This is a genomic window from Prolixibacter sp. SD074 (assembly GCF_009617895.1).
In the GTDB taxonomy this organism is placed as follows: domain Bacteria; phylum Bacteroidota; class Bacteroidia; order Bacteroidales; family Prolixibacteraceae; genus Prolixibacter.
In genome coordinates this window covers 1,973,764-1,990,715 of record NZ_BLAW01000001.1, presented here as the reverse complement: position 1 = coordinate 1,990,715, position 16,952 = coordinate 1,973,764, and the positions used below count along the sequence as shown (strand labels likewise).

General features: G+C 44.3%; 19 protein-coding genes. 15 read left to right on the top strand and 4 right to left on the bottom strand.

The features are described 5' to 3' along the window. The first annotated feature begins 35 nt into the window (after window positions 1–35). Both GJU82_RS08695 and GJU82_RS08690 read left to right on the top strand, forming a co-directional pair. Window positions 36–1,199: a hypothetical protein gene (locus GJU82_RS08695; protein ID WP_153631793.1), complete on the top strand. Its 1,164-nt coding sequence runs from the start codon at window positions 36–38 to the stop codon at window positions 1,197–1,199. A 301-nt stretch (window positions 1,200–1,500) separates the two neighbouring features. After that, a complete protein-coding gene (locus GJU82_RS08690) occupies window positions 1,501–2,607 on the top strand; it encodes an SGNH/GDSL hydrolase family protein (RefSeq protein WP_153631792.1) in 1,107 nt (368 codons plus the stop codon). A 470-nt stretch (window positions 2,608–3,077) separates the two neighbouring features. Here GJU82_RS08690 and GJU82_RS08685 read toward each other — a convergent pair whose 3' ends face one another. Next, complete coding sequence (locus tag GJU82_RS08685; protein WP_153631791.1) at window positions 3,078–5,057, bottom strand: fructose-1,6-bisphosphatase; 1,980 nt, start codon at window positions 5,055–5,057, stop codon at window positions 3,078–3,080. A 545-nt stretch (window positions 5,058–5,602) separates the two neighbouring features. Between GJU82_RS08685 and GJU82_RS08680 the strand changes: the two genes are divergently transcribed. The 13 genes from GJU82_RS08680 to GJU82_RS08620 all read left to right on the top strand — a co-directional run bounded on the left by GJU82_RS08680 (window position 5,603) and on the right by GJU82_RS08620 (window position 13,791). Beyond that, entirely contained in the window at window positions 5,603–6,004 is a 402-nt protein-coding gene (locus GJU82_RS08680; RefSeq protein ID WP_153631790.1) for a DUF134 domain-containing protein, read from the top strand. A 3-nt stretch (window positions 6,005–6,007) separates the two neighbouring features. Beyond that, window positions 6,008–6,205 (top strand): ferredoxin, encoded by a 198-nt coding sequence (locus tag GJU82_RS08675; RefSeq protein ID WP_153631789.1) that lies wholly within the window; start codon window positions 6,008–6,010, stop codon window positions 6,203–6,205. Window positions 6,206–6,517: 312 nt separating this feature from the next. Then, the gene (locus GJU82_RS08670; RefSeq protein WP_153631788.1) at window positions 6,518–7,420 is read left to right on the top strand and encodes an ARMT1-like domain-containing protein; all 903 of its coding nucleotides are present in this window, start codon (window positions 6,518–6,520) and stop codon (window positions 7,418–7,420) included. Between the two features lie 23 nt (window positions 7,421–7,443). Next, window positions 7,444–7,758: a NifB/NifX family molybdenum-iron cluster-binding protein gene (locus GJU82_RS08665; protein WP_153631787.1), complete on the top strand. Its 315-nt coding sequence runs from the start codon at window positions 7,444–7,446 to the stop codon at window positions 7,756–7,758. 6 nt (window positions 7,759–7,764) lie between these two features. Continuing rightward, window positions 7,765–7,962 carry a DUF5320 family protein gene (locus tag GJU82_RS08660; protein ID WP_153631786.1) on the top strand — a complete coding sequence of 66 codons (198 nt, stop codon included), beginning with the start codon at window positions 7,765–7,767 and terminating at the stop codon, window positions 7,960–7,962. A gap of 2 nt (window positions 7,963–7,964) precedes the next feature. Continuing rightward, entirely contained in the window at window positions 7,965–8,168 is a 204-nt protein-coding gene (locus tag GJU82_RS08655) for a DUF5320 domain-containing protein (RefSeq protein WP_153631785.1), read from the top strand. Window positions 8,169–8,256: 88 nt separating this feature from the next. Next, window positions 8,257–9,129 (top strand): ATP-binding protein, encoded by an 873-nt coding sequence (locus GJU82_RS08650; protein WP_153631784.1) that lies wholly within the window; start codon window positions 8,257–8,259, stop codon window positions 9,127–9,129. Beyond that, window positions 9,126–10,031 carry an ATP-binding protein gene (locus tag GJU82_RS08645; RefSeq protein ID WP_153631783.1) on the top strand — a complete coding sequence of 302 codons (906 nt, stop codon included), beginning with the start codon at window positions 9,126–9,128 and terminating at the stop codon, window positions 10,029–10,031. Before GJU82_RS08650 ends, GJU82_RS08645 begins: the two co-directional genes overlap by 4 nt. Window positions 10,032–10,072: 41 nt before the next feature. Then, window positions 10,073–10,885 (top strand): Mrp/NBP35 family ATP-binding protein, encoded by an 813-nt coding sequence (locus GJU82_RS08640; RefSeq protein ID WP_153631782.1) that lies wholly within the window; start codon window positions 10,073–10,075, stop codon window positions 10,883–10,885. A gap of 60 nt (window positions 10,886–10,945) precedes the next feature. Then, window positions 10,946–11,410 (top strand): NifB/NifX family molybdenum-iron cluster-binding protein, encoded by a 465-nt coding sequence (locus GJU82_RS08635; protein WP_153631781.1) that lies wholly within the window; start codon window positions 10,946–10,948, stop codon window positions 11,408–11,410. Window positions 11,411–11,422: 12 nt separating this feature from the next. Beyond that, window positions 11,423–11,878, top strand: a complete 456-nt coding sequence (locus GJU82_RS08630; protein ID WP_153631780.1) for a hypothetical protein — start codon at window positions 11,423–11,425, stop codon at window positions 11,876–11,878. Beyond that, window positions 11,875–12,390 carry a cob(I)yrinic acid a,c-diamide adenosyltransferase gene (gene cobO, locus GJU82_RS08625; RefSeq protein ID WP_153631779.1) on the top strand — a complete coding sequence of 172 codons (516 nt, stop codon included), beginning with the start codon at window positions 11,875–11,877 and terminating at the stop codon, window positions 12,388–12,390. Before GJU82_RS08630 ends, cobO begins: the two co-directional genes overlap by 4 nt. Window positions 12,391–12,429: 39 nt before the next feature. Then, entirely contained in the window at window positions 12,430–13,791 is a 1,362-nt protein-coding gene (locus tag GJU82_RS08620; protein ID WP_153631778.1) for an FAD-dependent oxidoreductase, read from the top strand. Window positions 13,792–14,122: 331 nt separating this feature from the next. Here GJU82_RS08620 and GJU82_RS08615 read toward each other — a convergent pair whose 3' ends face one another. The 3 genes from GJU82_RS08615 to GJU82_RS08605 form a co-directional block, all read right to left on the bottom strand. Then, window positions 14,123–14,452: a hypothetical protein gene (locus GJU82_RS08615; RefSeq protein WP_153631777.1), complete on the bottom strand. Its 330-nt coding sequence runs from the start codon at window positions 14,450–14,452 to the stop codon at window positions 14,123–14,125. A gap of 86 nt (window positions 14,453–14,538) precedes the next feature. Beyond that, the gene (locus GJU82_RS08610) at window positions 14,539–15,327 is read right to left on the bottom strand and encodes an SDR family NAD(P)-dependent oxidoreductase (RefSeq protein ID WP_153631776.1); all 789 of its coding nucleotides are present in this window, start codon (window positions 15,325–15,327) and stop codon (window positions 14,539–14,541) included. A gap of 12 nt (window positions 15,328–15,339) precedes the next feature. Next, a complete protein-coding gene (locus GJU82_RS08605) occupies window positions 15,340–16,917 on the bottom strand; it encodes a DHA2 family efflux MFS transporter permease subunit (protein WP_153631775.1) in 1,578 nt (525 codons plus the stop codon). Window positions 16,918–16,952: the final 35 nt, after the last annotated feature.

Sequence of the window (16,952 nt, the reverse complement as noted above, 5' to 3'; positions counted from 1 at the left end):
TTTACAAGTAGAAGTTTAATAATACCTGTTTTTCTATGAAACTAATCAAATCAAATTACCTGTTTGTACACTCCTTTATATTTATTTCAGTCATCTTGTTTTTCAATGTTACATGTGATGGCCAGCAATTAACTCAAGAGGTAAAATGCAGGGAAATTTCGTTCAAACTACCAGCCAATTGGAATTATAAAAATCAGGAAATTCAAAAAGGCAAAGTTTTCCAAACGTCTTGTTGGGAAAAAACAGGAGACCGATCTTTGCAAATTCAGCAGGTGTATGAAGATTTGGATCTCAATGAATATGCCGATTTTATCGAACAATCGTTAAATCACAGCGAAATATTCCAGAATTCATCATTTGGAGAACTAAAGAGTGGTAACTTTCAGGGGCATCCTACGAAAGAATCGTTTTTTCATGGTGAATACATGGGCCATTCTTATTGGGGAAAATTTTTTGTATTTAATCTTTCGAATGTAGCTTATCTGGTTTTGTTTCAAGGAGAGGAGGCGTTTGCTCATAGTAAATTGCTAAGGAGTATATTGAATAGTTTTTCCATTCGAGGTAGCCAAACTGACCGCATTGGTTTAGTTAAATCAATAGTTCCAAAAGATTGGAAAACAGTTAAAATTGAAAATATCGGCACCATCTCTATTCCCCCAACAATGGAACTGCGTGATGACAATTCATTTGTAGCCTTGGTGGCAGACCGAGCTAGAGATGCTTTGGCTCCTAAAATCAGGATTCAAATGAAGAAGTCAAAACTAATTTTTCAGCCTAAGGGGCAGAACAAAATGATAAAAGGCTCATTTGACGAATATAGTCGTATCTTAATAAACGTTACAAACGATGTATCTGGAGATTATTACAGTCAACGTTCTGACTTATCCGAAGAAGAAATACAAACCCTAAATGATTATTATCTGAGTGAAATTTCAACGGGTATGAAAGCTTTTCATGCCAAGATAGTCAGGTGGTATCCATTTGAAGTAAGGAAAATAAATGGTAAAGGAGCCTTTAGAATTGCATATATTAGGCAGCTTGGTAATAGCAAACCTGTGTCAGTACAAGAATACGTCTTTTTTAACCATGGCAAAAAGATTGATATTACGTTAAGCTATCGACAAACTGAGAAAGATAAATGGGAAAAAGATTTTTCAAATGTTATCAATACTTTTCGTCTATCAACTAAGAATAATTAAAAATTATGGAGAAATTTGTCGTTTATATGTTGGCCTTTATGGCGTGCTTCATTGAATTAGTAATTTACTCAATAATTGGCGTATGGCTTGGATGGAAAAATGGTGGTGGTATTTTTACGTTGGCATTACTCCTAGCGCTAATGACATTTACCTGGAAAAAGATTATCAATACTGGAAATTCGAGAAAGACTAACGAGATCAAACAAAAGAATGATAACTAATCACCTTCCATTTTTAATTCAGTATTTTCCCTATTTTACACCACCTTTTTGTAGGAATGACAACATAAAACCGATTTTCGATGAGACAAACAACAATAGTTCTGTTGATGATGGCTTTAGCGATTTTCTCCAACGGATGCCAACAGCATACCCTGAAGATTTTTACTCCGGATAATGAAAACTTTCAGTACGCGGGAAGGACCGACCGGCTGAGTGACGGTAATGTGGTATTGATAGGTTCGGCGGCGTCGGTTACGCTGCGTTTTACCGGCGATTCCTGTAACGTATCATTGAAAATCGGGAAAAACGGTTCGGATTATAATTATGTGTCCATTGCTGTCGATAGTGTTTACCTGACCAAAGTGAAGATTGCTTCCGACACCGCTATCTGGTACCATATTCCGGTGACAGGGAAGGCAAAGGAGCACACGGTGACCGTATACAAATCGACCGAATCGATGATAGGAGATATCATCTTCGGAGGTGCGGAGGTCGATAATTTGCTGCTTCCCCCGGCACTTCCCGAGAAGAAAATCGAATTCATTGGCAACTCCATTACCTGCGGTGTGGGCATCGACTGGAAACTGATTCCTTGCGGCAGTGGTGAGTACCAGGACCAGCACAATTCGTACTGGGCTTATGGTCCGCGAGTGGCGCGTGCGGTGCACACCCAGTTTATGCTGAGTTCGGTTTCCGGTATCGGGATTTACCGTACCTGGAACATGAACGGCCCGTCGATGCCGGAAGTGTACGGCAACCGGTACCTGAATACTGACAAGTCGAAGAAATGGGATTTCTCCCGCTTCCGGCCCGATGTGGTGAGCATTTGTCTGGGCACGAACGATATGTCGGAAGGTGACAGCATCCATGTGCGAAAGCCATTCAGTCCGGAAATGTTTGTCAACCATTACATCTCCTTCGTCGATACGATTTACAAATACTATCCCGACGTACAGGTGGCCCTGCTGAACAGCCCGATTTTGGATTCAACAAAGAATGCTGTGTTAATGGATTGCCTGCACAAGGTAGCTGGTCATTTTAATGAGCAACCGGTAGCCCAACCCATCCGGGTTTTTGAATTTCACGATATTCAGGGACACGGTTGTGGTGGTCATCCTGACAAGGACGATCAGGCGAAGATGGCCGGTGAACTGGTGCCGTTCTTTAAGCAACTGCTGAACGAATAAGTGGGGTTTGGGAATAAAGAATTTCGTGCCAGCCCTTCAGGCTGGTGGATTCTGGTTGGTTCATTCTCTTGGGGCGATGCCCCAAGCTATGGCGCAGGAGCCCTTCAGGCTCCGGTATTGCCATCTGGGGCCGTTTTTCAATTAATTAATAGCATTGCTCCAAACAGGGTGCCTGTCCTAGACAGGCTGAAAGCCTGATACGGCGAAGCTGCAGAATTGGAGCTATCCAGGCTCTGAAGAAGTCGTATTGGTGAATTTTTCATTGGTTCATGGTCTACTTCAAACAGGCTGAAAGCCTGATACGCCGAAGCTGGGGGCATCGCCCCCAGGTTGAAGACGATATAAAATAAAGAGAAGCCTGAAGGGAGTCCACCATATTCAATGACTCAATAAAAAGGGGGCAAAGCCCCCTGAGAAATTTATGTGTATTCACACGTTAACGGGAGACCCGCCAGTCTCCTTTATTTTTGTCAGAACCGTTCCTTAATCAAGCCGCGTTTATATGCGGCGAGGAGTTTATGTAGGTCCTCGATTTGCGCCAGCAAGCTTTTACCGATATCGGTTTCTCTTACCCGCATGCGCTGGGCACTGGCCTCAATGTAAATTCGTTTCGAGATAATGTCCTTCTCTTCCTGGATGGCAATTTGCCTTGAATCGAAGTGTTCGTGCTCGACCAGTACCAAACCGTAGGAATTATAGATAAGTGTATAGCCCGCTACCCCGGTGACTTTTTGGTACGGTTTCGACATGCCGCCATCGATGACGAACAGTTTGCCCCCGGCTTTAATAGGTGTTTCGCCTTTCTTTACCTGCACCGGCACATGCCCGTTGATGATGTGCGAATTAGGCCCGCCGATACCGAACTCATTCAGTATTTTGTCGCAGTACTCTTCTCCGTCATAAACCAGCGAGTAGTAGGAATTCTTTCCTTCGGCATGTGTCTCTTTCTCCGACAGGAAATAACGTTCGAATGTGGCCATTTTCGTTTTCCCGAAAAGGGGAGAAGAAGCGCCGCACCAGAGGTACCACATGTAATCGCTGATGGGTTCGTACTTGCGTTGAAAACGGAACTGGTAAGCTTTCCGGGCCATTCGGTCGAAGTGGTCGCAAAGGGCCTTACCCGAGTAAGAAGTTCCTTCGATTTCCAGCGAAGCAAAATCACCTTTCTTTGTCAACGGAATGCAACCATGGTACATCAGGTTATCGTTAAAGGAGAGATACATACTGCCATGAGAGATTAAAAACGCAATATGCTTCTGCAAGCGGCTGCTGTTTTTAATGCTGTTGGCCAGCTTGTCGATTACCGCTGCTTCTTCCTCATTCAGTTGATAGGGATTTTTCGGATCGATGGTTGGGAAATTCTTGTCGAGCAATTTGTAGGTTTTGTTGCCAATCCGGATGGTTCCCTTTTCGTAATCGACCTTGTCGAGCAACAACCGGTCGCGCATGTCGAATTGCGGGTTGCGCTCAATGATTTGTCCTTCCAGTTTAAACTGGATGATGGAAATGGCCTTGTGCATTTTCTTGACCAGGTCCTTGTCTTTTCCCTTTTCCACCACCAACGGGATAAACGGTTCGCACTGGTCATTGTCGTACGAGTGAAGCGCGAGCGTGGCCAGCGGCATCATATTGATTCCGTAAGCGTCTTCCAGTGTGTCGATGTTGTTGTACCGGAGCGAAACCCGGATCATGTTGGCAATCAGCGCCCGGTTGCCCGAAGCGGCGCCCATCCACAGCATATCGTGGTTTCCCCATTGAATATCGACCGAATGGTAATTCACGATGCGGTCCATCACTTTTTCGGGCGCCGGTCCCCGGTCGAAAATATCGCCGATGACATGAAGGCGGTCAATCAGCAGTCGCTGAATAAACCGGCAAATGGCAATGATAAATGCCTCGGCGCGGTCGATGCGGATGATGGTGTTGATAATACCTTCGAAGTACTTATCCTTGTCATCGCCGCTCTCGTTCAGCAGCTCGTCAATGATGTAGCTAAAATCGGGCGGCATGGCCTTCCGTACTTTCGAACGGGTATATTTCGATGCTGCCGCCTGCGCTACCACCACGAGCCGGCGCAAGGTAACGGTAAACCACTCTTCCGGGTTCTCTTCATCCTTTAATATCAGGTCGAGCTTTTCTTCGGGATAATATATTAAGGTGGCGAGGATTTTCTTGTCTTTTTCGAGAATGTTCTTGCCGAATACATCGTCGATTTTCTTGCGCACTACACCCGATGCGTTGGCCAGCACATGGCTGAAGGTTTCGTACTCGCCGTGTATGTCGCTCAAAAAATGCTCGGTTCCTTTCGGAAGATTGAGGATGGCTTCGAGGTTGATGACCTCGGTGCTGGCAGCCTGGATGTTTTGAAAGCGGTCGGATAGCAGGCGCAGGTATTTGATTTCGTCCTGCAGTTCTTCTCTTGAAAAGGAGAGATTGTCGTTATTACTCATTACATATGATTTGAAGTCTGATACAAAAATAACAACCATCCGATTAGCTGAAAGATGACAAATGCCATCAAAAAGCGCCGGCAAGGTTGTTTGATAACATGCTAACGAATGAAACCCTTCGAAAGTTGAGGTGTTATGCCTTGAACCTTTATTTCAAATGCAGTAAATCTTGCTTGTTGGTAAATTTAGCAATGGCAAGTGCCGATGCAGTTTTTTATAGCTATGCCTATAGGCTGTTCGTAAGATTACAAGTGTGTTATGCCGGGGTGTTGCAGCTGATAATTAGCTCCTTCCTTTTGTTTATAATATACAGGGAAAGCCTTATGCACTATCAGAAGTCACATCGTCATCCAGTATCATCCCTACCGACTCATTGACGGCTACCTACACCTCTTTCGAGCAAGTTAGTACCTTCGGTCAGGGAAATTGAAGTTGCATTTGTTTCCATATTGTTCATTGTTTTTTGGTTTAAACAGGATCAAAGACAAACCATAAAGAACAAATGTTCACAAAGTTTTGTATTTTTGTATTGAAAATTCAATTTTATGCCGAATCGAAAAAGAAGTCGACGCGTAACGATGCCGCCAGTAATGGAAGGGTTCAAACCTTTTGGTGTGCCACTAAAGAGTCTGGAACCGAGCATTTTACTTATTGAAGAATATGAAGCCATCAGGCTCGTCGATTATGAAGATCTGATACAGGAAGAGGCGGCTGAACGAATGGGGATTTCCCGTCCAACCTTTACCCGAATATACGATCGGGCACGAAAGACAATTGCGGCTGCCTTTGTCGAAGGGAAAGCCATTCTGATTCAGGGAGGTAACTATTTCACCGATGATTATTGGTTTCGCTGTAACAATTGCAATGAGGTAATGATTACACTGAAGCCTATAGATAATTGTCGGAGATGCCATTCTGATAATATTATTTCGTTAAACCCTGAATAACCAATGAATAATCAAACTGAAGAATATAACGGTTACTGCATTTGTGTCAAATGTGATTTGCGTCTGGAGCATAAAAAGGGAATACCCTGCCGGGAAATAAAATGTCCGCAATGCGGGCGCATTATGTTGAAAGAAGGCTCATACCATCATCAACTTTACCTTAAGAAGTTCGTCGATAATCAGGATTCGGAAGAGAAATAAGCAGGAATGTTACCTTGATATGATTCATTTTACCGATTGGTCATATTAAGTAATATGGGACAGTGAATATTTGGTTTACCTGCTTACTCCACCCACCAATTTTCATTTTACATTTCAAAATACCATTGAAGCATATCTGAGATATTTCAGTCGAAATATGTCTGCAAACAAGATATATTAATCGAATTCACGAAACTAAATGAACATTTGTTCATTTAGTTTCATACCTTTGTTTCATGAACAAACGGTTTTCATTCAAGACGTAGTCAATTGACATGTTTTGATGAAAAGCTTTCATTAATAGAATAAATTATGTTCCCTGAATGCGTCACATGTATTGTTAAACAAGCCGAGCAGTTACTTCAAAGACATTGCCAAAACAGCGAACGAGCTGATGAAGTTACACTGGATCTGATACGTTTCATGGCAAGTGGTGAAAATGAACTGAAATCGGCACCTGCATTACCTTCCTTTCTGGATGATTTGCTTGAAAGGCGATGTCGGTTGAAAAAGGCAATTAGAGATGACTCGATGCATTGTAATGAGCAATTTCTGCAGTTGGAAGAGACGATTCGGAATGATATTTCAAAATCAATTAACCCGTTACAAAAAGCGCTGCAATACACGCTGGCTGGTAACTATGTTATGAATCATCAGGGTTCGCTTGATAACCTGAAAATAGCTATACAATCGGCTGCTCGTTTACGGCCAGTTATTGATGACTCAGGAAAGTTATTTAACCGGATTAGAAAAGCCGGAATGGTATTATTTATTGGCGATAAAGCAGGGGACATAGTAACTGACAGGTTGCTGCTGGAGCAGTTTCAGCATCCGAAGATTTATTATGCTGTCAAGGAAAAGGGAATTCTAAATGAGGCCACTGTTGACGACGCGATGCATGCAGGAATTGATAGTGTGGCCCGCGTACAGGGAATTCCACAAGACATTTCTTTCTTCAATGAATTGCCTGGCAATAGCGGATTTGGAAAAACCTACCGGGAAGCCGATGTCATAATTTCCAAAGGGCATACTAATTTTTGGAAACTGCACAATGAAACACAAAAAGAGACTTTTTTCCTGTTTTCAGCGGGATGTAAAGTGATACTAAAATTATTGAAAATCGGTTTTGACGACCCGGTTGTGATGTACGGCAAGCGTTATCAGCAAAAGATCATCGGGGCTGAGAAGTACGAGACACTATGCAATGAACTATAAACTATAATCGATAAAAACGCTCTATGAAGACTGTTATAACTTCTAAAGGTAGCGAACTCACCGCTCAGTTTGAAAAACGATTTGGGCGAACAGCTTATTACTGCATCTATGACGAGAATTCGGAAAGGACATCCTTTATCCCGAATGAGCAAGCGAATGCCCATGGCGGGGCCGGGACCAATGCTGCCGGCAAGATGCTGGAATTGGGAATAAAACGAATTGTTTCCGGAGACATTGGTCCTAAGGCTAAGGAACTGCTCGAAAAATATGGCGTTGAGATGGTCTTGTTAAAAGACGAAGGACAGACAATTCAGGAAATTATTCAGCAACTAAAATAAAGTGACATGCCACAATTAAACGGAAAAGGCCCGGAAGGAAATGGTCCGAAGACAGGACGAAAACTGGGGCGTTGTAAGGAACCGGAAGAATTGTCCGGAGATAATAAACTCGGTACCGGCCTTGGCAAACGCCGAAAAAGCGGTGGAGGTAAAGGCCGTGGAGAACGATTGAAAAGTGGATTTATACCAAAAATTGGGAGATAAATATGCCTGGATTTAATGAAACCGGACCGTTGGGACAAGGTCCCCGCACCGGTAGAGGATTGGGAAAGTGTGCCCCTGCAAAAGGGGAAGGCTCCAACGAAAACAATGAAATCCAATTCGGACGTGGATTGGGCAGAGGACGTGGAGCAGGCCGAGGAAGAGGCCCCGGACGTGGAGCAGGCCGCGGAAGAGGAGGCCGCTTTTAGGTGTTCATGGTTGTAGATGAAGATAATCGCGCATGCATAATCAATGCGCGATTATCCATTGAATTACTTATTTACCAATGTAGTTTTTGTGGTTAAAAAAATAGTGGTAGCCAGTGGAAAGGGAGGTACCGGAAAAACAACGGTATCACTGAATTTGTATAGACGTTTTTCCATGGATGGAGAAGATGTTGTGTTATACGACTGTGATGTGGAGGAACCCAATGATGCACTTTTCTTTCCGGAGAAAATAATGATAGAAAATAAACCGGTCAATCAGTTGATCCCGGTTATCGACAGCGAGAAATGTCAGTTTTGCCGGAAATGTGTGACGTATTGTGAATTCAATGCCATAGTCATTATTCCATCCGTTAAACTCGCTCAGGTTAATTCCGATTTATGCCATAGTTGCGGCGCTTGCTCTGTTGCCTGTCCGTTTGATGCCATAATAGAAAAGCCGGAATCAATCGGGCAAATTGCGAAATACGACATTGGTTTCGGACAAGGTTTGTTGGAAGGACGTTTACAAATTGGTTCGTCCATGCAGACTATGCTGATAAAAGAGTTGAAGAATGAATTTCCCGAACAGGGTTCACTTGTCATTTATGATGCTCCGCCCGGAACCAGTTGCCCGGTAGTGGAAACAGTGGCTGATGCCGATTATGTGATTCTGGTGACGGAGCCCACACCCTTTGGCTTGCATGATCTGAAGCTTACAGTGGAATTGCTTGACGAACTGGAGAAACCCTATGGTGTCGTGATTAACAAGAGTGGCTTGGGGAATCATGAAACACACGAATTCCTTTCCCGAAAGGGAATTGAAATTCTGGGAGAGATACCCTTTAGCAGGGAGTATGCAGCGGAGTATGCCGCAGGGAATCTTTTTGAAAATGTTCCGGAAGAATTTGAAACTGTATATCAACAAATCACCGGGAAGGTAGGACATCATTTGGCTGAATTATGAAGGAGATTACGATTTTAAGCGGAAAAGGGGGGACCGGAAAAACCAGCATTACGGCTGCACTTTCATCTATTGCTGTCGAAGCTGTTTTTTGCGACAATGATGTGGATGCGGCCGATTTACACCTGATATTGCAGCCCGAAATGAGGGAACAGTATATTTTCGAGGGTGCCTGGGTTGCATCGATTGATGCAGATAAGTGCGATGGTTGCGGAATCTGCCAGTCGAACTGCCGGTTCAATGCCATTCATTTTCTTCATGGTCAATACGAGATCAATCCTTACCAATGTGAAGGATGCCGGTTGTGCGAACGGACTTGTCCAAATGGAGCGATTACATCCACCCGTAGCAGGAATAACGAGTGGTACATTTCCGATACGCGTTTTGGCCCGATGGTTCATGCGCATATGGGGCCGGGAGAAGAAAATTCAGGGAAACTGGTGACGCTGATTCGAAATAAAGCCAGGGAGTTGGCTCGTGATAAACAAGCCAGCTACATTCTTAACGACGGTCCGCCCGGAATTGGCTGTTCAGCGATTGCTTCTGTTTCAGGAACCGACCAGGTTTTGCTGGTTATTGAACCGACCCTTTCTGGCTTGCACGATTTGCAGAGACTTGTGAAATTGGTCAATTCTTTTCGGGTGCCCATGGCAGCGCTGATAAACAAACATGACCTGAACCTGGAGGTAACCAAACAGGTTGAAATATTCCTGGAAAACAAACAAATCCCGTTGCTGGCCCGAATACCGTTCGATGATACGGTTGTGATGGCCATGATTGAAGGCAAGTCGGTTATCGAGTTTGCCCCCGATTCAACCATAACCAAGCAATTGCGGGAAGTATGGCGACAGATTACGAAAGAAGAATCTCTTACATATGGCAAAAGTTTCATTCATCACAACTGACAGAATTATTAGGTAATCAACTCAGATATAGAAATTAACTCATGGAAATAAAGAAAATGCAACCGAAGATTTTACCGGAAGTGGAGAATATCATTTTGGTAGCTTCAGGAAAAGGCGGCGTGGGGAAATCAACCGTAGCGGTTAACCTGGCGGTGGCTTTCATGCGCGAAGGTTATGCGACAGGAATATTGGATGCCGATTTGTACGGACCTTCTGTTCCGATGGCATTAGGACTGGAAAATGCCAGGCCCCAGGTATGGAAGGAAAACGACCGCGAGCAGATGGAACCCGTGGAGAAATTCGGCATCAAAGTTATGTCATTGGGGTTTCTTATGCAAAAGCAGGACGCGGTCATCTGGCGGGGGCCATTGGCTTCCAAAGCGCTCACGCAGTTGATCGAGAATACCCGTTGGGGAAAACTGGATTACCTGGTCATTGATTTACCGCCCGGAACCGGCGACATTTCCATTACGCTGGCACAAAAGTTCCCGGGAGCCAGGGCCATCATTGTGGTGACGCCGCAGCAAATGGCCATTGCCGATGGACGAAAAGCTGCCCATATGTTTGTTGCCAATGGCGTCGGTATTCCGGTGGCCGGTATCGTGGAGAACATGGCCTGGTTTGTACCCGAAAAACACCCGGATGAAAAATACTTTTTGTTTGGGAAAGGAGGGGGAGAGCAACTGGCGAAGGAATACGGTGTGCCACTGCTTTCACAGATTCCACTTGTGGCCGATGTTTGTGAGTTGAGTGATCAGGGTAAGAACGTATTCAGCTCTGGAAATGCAATTCTGATAAAAGCCTTTGAAGAGTTGGCGCAAAAAATCGATCAGGTAAAGGAAGTACCGGCATAAGAATTATGTCGTGGATATAGATATCAATTGTTCCATGTCAGTTTCTTAAATCATGTGCTTATGAAAGAATCTTTGCGCTTCGCTTTTGCGGTTAATCAGGGGCATGCTTTTGAAAAGAAGCATTTTGGCGAAGCTGAACGTTTCCTGATTTATGAACACCGGGATGATGAGCTGAGTCTGATCGATGAATATCAGAACCCATTCATTCAGTCCGGCGAAGAGTTCCTGCACGGTTCTCCCCGAAAAGGAAAAGCAATCATTAGCTTTTTGAAAGAGCTGGGTGTCGATGTGTTGGTTGCGAGGGAATTTGGCCGCAATCTTCACATGGTCCGTGAGTATTTTATTCCGGTGATTATTTCTGCCACATGTATAGGCGAAGTGACTGAGGTTCTTTTAAAGCACATTTATTGGTTAAAGGAAGAAAAGCGAAAAACGGTCCGTCATTACGCATTGTATCAAATCAACCTGGGGATTTTGAAGATGCCACAGAGATTTGATAAAAATTATCAGACGGAAGAACAATAAATCAATTGTCAGATGATAAGTTTGGGCCCCATACCATCGCGTAGGCTGGGCAAAAGCCTGGGAATAAATAATATTGTTTCTCCAATAGCCATCATTAGCAATGCTTCTTTATTGACAAAGAAAGAAGTCAGGGATTCGTTGACGCTGGCCGACTGGGCCTCAGTAAAAGTTGATGCAGCAAACGAGGAAATCTGGAGAATGTTCGACCGGCCGGTTACGGCTTTGACATTTGAAGCCTATTTATCCGGACTCCATTCATTTGCCGATGAATTTACCGGAAACGCATTTGACGGTATCTTCAATATCACGGCAGTCCATCCGTTACGCGAGGATGCCATGGAGGAGCTTCTTCGGAACGATAAATCCAATACTTCGGTGATAAGTTCCCTACTGCATATGCGCCTAATTAACAAGGTGAAATACAACGGGAAGATATTTTATTATCGACAATACAGGCCCTCGTTATGAAAGGATATGTTCAGGTTTACACAGGTAACGGAAAAGGAAAGACCACGGCTGCAATTGGCCTGGCTGTTCGGGCAGCTGGTGCGGGAAAGAAAGTTTTCTTTGCCCAGTTTGTGAAAGGTTGTACATACTCGGAGCATGAATCAATCAATCGTTTTCTTCCTGAAATTAAAGTGAAGCAATATGGGCTTAAATGCTTTATTGTCGAAGAAGCTTCGGAGGAAGATATCAATGCAGCCCGGCAAGGATTGGAAGAAGTGACCACGGTCTTGTCGTCCGGGGCGTATGACTTGGTTATCCTGGATGAGGCTTGCATTGCGGTTCATTTTAACTTGTTTTCTTCGGAAGAACTAATTAGGGCCATTCAATCTCGTGAAAAACATTCCGAAGTTATTGTTACGGGACGGTACGCTACATCTGATCTTATAGAAATAGCCGATTTGGTGACCGAAATGAAAGAGATAAAACATTATTATTCAAGTGGTCTTGTCGGCCGTAGAGGGATTGAGTTTTAAGACTGTCGTATGTAACCCTTGAATACAAACAATAAACACATGAAAACAACTGATGTATTAGTCATTGGAGGAAGCGCGGCTGGTATGGTCGCGGCTATAACCGGAAAATCATCTTATCCGGAAAAGAAATTCACACTGGTCAAGAAGCAGAAAGATGTAATGGTTCCCTGCGGCATCCCATACATTTTCGGTACACTGGGCGACAGTGCCAAAAACATCGTGCCTGTTGATGCCATGATGGCAAAAAATGATATTGGGTCGATAGTTGATGAAGTGATCCTGATTGACGGGAAAACCAAAACGGCACAATTAGCAGGAGGCGATACTATTCAATTTGATAAGCTGATCATTGCTACGGGCTCTGTTCCGGTAAAACCGAAATGGCTGAAAGGGGCTGAAAAGGAAAATGTTTTTGTGATTCCCAAAGATAAGATTTATCTCGACGACATGAAACAAAAGCTGGCTTCGTGCAAGCGCGTTGCGGTCATCGGTGCCGGCTTCATCGGTGTGGAATTCTCCGACGAGTTGGTACGAGACGGGAAAGAGGTCATCCTGGTAGAAAAAGAATCCTCTATTTTGAGCTTGGCATTTGATGTGGAGTTGTCCAATCGCATCCAAACCAAGCTCGAAGAACGAGGCGTGAATATCATCACCGGCAATGGTGTGAAAGAGATTGTAGGCGGCGATAAGGTGACGGGTGTTCGTCTCGAAAATGGCCTTACTGAAAAGGTGGATGCGGTCATACTCTCCATGGGCTACCAACCCAATACAGCGCTGGCTGCCAAATCAGGCATCGATATCGACGAAAGCGGCTTTATTGCGGTCGACGAATACATGCGCACCCACACACCCGATGTATTTGCCGTGGGCGATTGCGCGCAGAAACGCGATTTCGTTACACGCCGGCGTGTATTTACCATGCTGGCCTCTACTGCTTGTGCCGAGGCCCGTATTGCCGGCATGAACTTATTTAATTTGCATGTGATTAAAACTTTCAGTGGTACCATTGCCATCTATTCCACGGCCATTGGCGATACCGGATTTGGAACGGCCGGCGTAACCGAAGCCCGGGCATTGGAAGAAGGTATTGAAGTAGTAACTGGTTTCTTCGAAGGCGTTGATCGTCATCCGGGTAATTTGCCCGATGCGCACAAACAGTTGGTGAAGTTGGTGGTGGCCCGGCGTTCGGGAATCATCATCGGGGGCGAAGTGATTGGCGGATTAAGCGCCGGAGAACTGACCAACGTGATTGGTCTGGCCATCGAAAACCGGATGTCCGTCAATGCGTTATTGTCGTCCCAAATCGGAACACATCCGTGTCTTACAGCATCCCCAGCCGGTTATCCTTTGATTAAAGCCGCAGAGATTGTTGCCGGTAAAATTGCCAGTGGAAAACCATAAGTAAGAGAGGTTGGATAAATGGGAACCGGTCGGGCTATGTATCTGTTGATCAGGATGGATGAAGCTTTATGTCGTAATGAACAAGAAAAACGATACACAGGTTACCTGCCGGATCAGCTGTAAGACATATGGTGAAGCACTGAATGTGTTAATGAAACCGGAGGTTTTTCAGGGGCGGCTAATTAGGTCACCGTATAGTTCACACGGCAACCGGTTTTTAATGGTTTGAATTGAGATGATAAAAAAAAGAGGATGCCCGAAAAGTCCAAAGAACATTTATTGTCTTCCTTATTTGATATTGGTTATTAATTACTGTTTTACAAGATATTCTTTAACTGTTTTGCTGCACCCTCAGGTTCGCATAATAAAGGATACCAAAACCTGTCAGGGGCAAGGCTTTTAACAATCCTTTTTCATCGGTCAGGAAGTGTTCTTCCCGGCTGTTGCCCCGTTGTTGCATCCGGGTTTGGTTATGCGGCACGATCTTCTTGCCGATCGCCCTGTTCAGGTCGGCCTCGGGAAAAAAGACATGGTTGCACAGCCGGGCATGCACCCGCTGGTAAACCAGCTTAACCTGGTTCGCCACCAGGCCCTTGTCTTTTGGGGTCGGCACACGCGCAGCCAGCCCGGCAAAACCATGGTGGTTGGCAAAATCTATCACCCGGTTAATGTGCGGTTTAATACTTTGGTAGCAATTACTACCTCATCCCGTTTGGCAAAATCTTTAAAGCCGTTCCCAGAACTTCTCTAATTTGTATTGGAACGATTTCTTTTCCAGTCGTTAAATTGTGTTGCAATAATTCGCTGTCCGGTTATTCCGTCACTTTCATCACTTGCAAGAAAAACAATGGGGCCGGCCATTATATCCGGACTTAATATCTTAAAATCCTTTGGCAGGGATTGCTTAAATTCCTCCGGGACCATTCCCGTTTCTGTGGCTCCGCCCGGCAAAAGCATATTTACATCTATTTGATAATCCTTTAAATCTTCCGACATAATAAGTGTTAAGGATTCTGCCCCTGCCCGTGAAGGTCCATAGGGAATAAACCCCTTTCTTTTCATTGTTTCATGGTTCATGGTGATGTTTACTATTTTACCCTTCTTTTGTTTGATAAAAAAGGGTATAAATGCTTTTGTAACCAGAAAATAACCGGTGAGATTTGTATCAATCAAATCGCGAAAACCGGTTGCATTCACTTCAAAAAATGGTTTGGGTTCTGTCAAAAAATGAGGATTAACCGTCCGCATGCCGATCCCTGCATTGTTAACAAGCATATCAAGCGTTCCCCATTGTTTTTCAACCCATTTTACAGCATTCATAATGGATGGTCCGCTTCTGACATCCATTTCTAATGCATAGGCATCAATTTGCTGATCTTTTAAGTTTTTGAGTGCTCTGTCCAAACTATTAGCATGGCGTGCAACAATTAGCACGGTAGCTCCCTTTAAACCTAAAGCCCTGGCCATTGCAAAGCCCAATCCGCTTGAGGATCCTGTAATTAGAACCCTTTTCCCTGTTAGCTTGTCATTTATCATTTTTAATAATTTTTACCGGTTTAACTTCTTTTTACGGGTTTTTAATAATAGCATGGGTATCAACAGGCTAAATGTCAAGACGGCTCCAATCAGAAAATCATCGTTAATTCCCTGGACATATGCCTGGCTTTTTATATTATTTAAAAGCATCATTTTTGCGTAATGCTGGCCATTTATACTGCTACTTCCAGTGGCGTGCATGGCAAAATTTTTGAGATGATCCATAACCTGGTTATATTGGGGCGAACCCTGACGGAGTTGTTCACTGTAGATCTGGGCATGAAACTTCACACGTTCTGTAAGGATAGTTCCCAGGGCAGCAATGCCGAAACTACCTCCGATTTGGCGGACGGTAGTAAATAAACTGGATGCCTGAGCAAGCTGGGGCCGGGGAATATCATTTAAAGCTATGGCAGAAAGAGGGGCAAAAAACAATCCCATTCCAAGGCCTCTGAGATATAGCGGTAACATGATTTGTCCATGCATGGTCTGTAAGGAAAAGAAACTGAAAAGATACATGGTAATGCCCAGGATAATTGCTCCGGTAAAAAGCGGAATTTTAGGGTTAAACCGGTCCGTAAACTGGCCTGAAAGCGGTGCTACAAATGCCTGCAAAATTCCTACAGGTAAGAACACGAGTCCGGCCTGAAATGCTGTATATCCCAAAGAATTTTGAAGAAATAAGGGCAGCAGAAACGAATTTCCGAAAAAGGCTACACCAAATATGAACAGGATCAGGGTTGCCAATCCAAAGTTGTGATATTTCAGTATCTTCAGGTTCAAAATGGGGTGCTTCTTATTCATTTCAATCGTAATAAAAGCAATAAGGCATACTGCAGCAATAAAGAAGTTGGTAAAAATAAAAGTTGAATGCCATCCGCCGGTATTCCAGCTCGAGTTCCCTGTTGAAAATGCCAGCAACAATGCCCCCAGACCGATGGACATGGTTATAAATCCCCCGATGTCAAACTTTTCTTTAATGTGACTTTTGTATTCATCCTGAAGGACAACTACAGCGATAATACCAATAATTCCCACTGGTATGTTGATATCAAAAATGGAATGCCAGGGATAGTTGTCCACCAGGTAGCCTCCGAAAAGAGGGCCGAGCGACATCGAAGCTGCCGATGCGATACTCCTGATGCCTAAGGCCAACCCTCGTTGTCTGGGTGGAAAAGTACGGGTTACAATGGCCATTCCCACTGGTGTCAGGAATCCGGCACCAACACCCTGAAAGACCCTGAAAGCAATAAGAAAGCTTTCATTCTGTGAAAAACTGCATGCCATAGAACCCACGGTGAACAGGATGAGCCCGAGTATGTAAGTCAACTTATGACCAAACCGGTCCGCAATCCAGCCGGAGGAGGGCAAAACCACAGCAAAAGCCATCAAGTAAGCAGTCATGACCCACTCGATCTTATCGATGCTAACCCCGAAAGTAGCCATCATTTTGGGGAAAGCAACGGTGACGATCGTTGAATCCAGTGAGGCCATGAACGTCCCTATCATAATGCTTATAAGCACCAGCCATTTATTCGCTCCCCCTTCTTCCGGTTCCCAATCAAAATTTGGATTTAACGCCTGGGCCATGTGATTAGTTATCTTTAGATCTTATTCTGATTTTA

What these genes read in the sequence shown, in the direction of transcription:
- GJU82_RS08695 (WP_153631793.1), top strand. Translation starts at nt 36, where the DNA reads ATGAAACTAATCAAATCAAATTACCTGTTTGTACACTCCTTTATATTT.
- GJU82_RS08690 (WP_153631792.1), top strand. Translation starts at nt 1,501, where the DNA reads ATGAGACAAACAACAATAGTTCTGTTGATGATGGCTTTAGCGATTTTC.
- GJU82_RS08685 (WP_153631791.1), bottom strand. Translation starts at nt 5,057, where the DNA reads ATGAGTAATAACGACAATCTCTCCTTTTCAAGAGAAGAACTGCAGGAC.
- GJU82_RS08680 (WP_153631790.1), top strand. Translation starts at nt 5,603, where the DNA reads ATGCCGAATCGAAAAAGAAGTCGACGCGTAACGATGCCGCCAGTAATG.
- GJU82_RS08675 (WP_153631789.1), top strand. Translation starts at nt 6,008, where the DNA reads ATGAATAATCAAACTGAAGAATATAACGGTTACTGCATTTGTGTCAAA.
- GJU82_RS08670 (WP_153631788.1), top strand. Translation starts at nt 6,518, where the DNA reads ATGTTCCCTGAATGCGTCACATGTATTGTTAAACAAGCCGAGCAGTTA.
- GJU82_RS08665 (WP_153631787.1), top strand. Translation starts at nt 7,444, where the DNA reads ATGAAGACTGTTATAACTTCTAAAGGTAGCGAACTCACCGCTCAGTTT.
- GJU82_RS08660 (WP_153631786.1), top strand. Translation starts at nt 7,765, where the DNA reads ATGCCACAATTAAACGGAAAAGGCCCGGAAGGAAATGGTCCGAAGACA.
- GJU82_RS08655 (WP_153631785.1), top strand. Translation starts at nt 7,965, where the DNA reads ATGCCTGGATTTAATGAAACCGGACCGTTGGGACAAGGTCCCCGCACC.
- GJU82_RS08645 (WP_153631783.1), top strand. Translation starts at nt 9,126, where the DNA reads ATGAAGGAGATTACGATTTTAAGCGGAAAAGGGGGGACCGGAAAAACC.
- GJU82_RS08640 (WP_153631782.1), top strand. Translation starts at nt 10,073, where the DNA reads ATGGAAATAAAGAAAATGCAACCGAAGATTTTACCGGAAGTGGAGAAT.
- GJU82_RS08635 (WP_153631781.1), top strand. Translation starts at nt 10,946, where the DNA reads ATGAAAGAATCTTTGCGCTTCGCTTTTGCGGTTAATCAGGGGCATGCT.
- GJU82_RS08630 (WP_153631780.1), top strand. Translation starts at nt 11,423, where the DNA reads ATGATAAGTTTGGGCCCCATACCATCGCGTAGGCTGGGCAAAAGCCTG.
- cobO (WP_153631779.1), top strand. Translation starts at nt 11,875, where the DNA reads ATGAAAGGATATGTTCAGGTTTACACAGGTAACGGAAAAGGAAAGACC.
- GJU82_RS08620 (WP_153631778.1), top strand. Translation starts at nt 12,430, where the DNA reads ATGAAAACAACTGATGTATTAGTCATTGGAGGAAGCGCGGCTGGTATG.
- GJU82_RS08610 (WP_153631776.1), bottom strand. Translation starts at nt 15,327, where the DNA reads ATGATAAATGACAAGCTAACAGGGAAAAGGGTTCTAATTACAGGATCC.
- GJU82_RS08605 (WP_153631775.1), bottom strand. Translation starts at nt 16,917, where the DNA reads ATGGCCCAGGCGTTAAATCCAAATTTTGATTGGGAACCGGAAGAAGGG.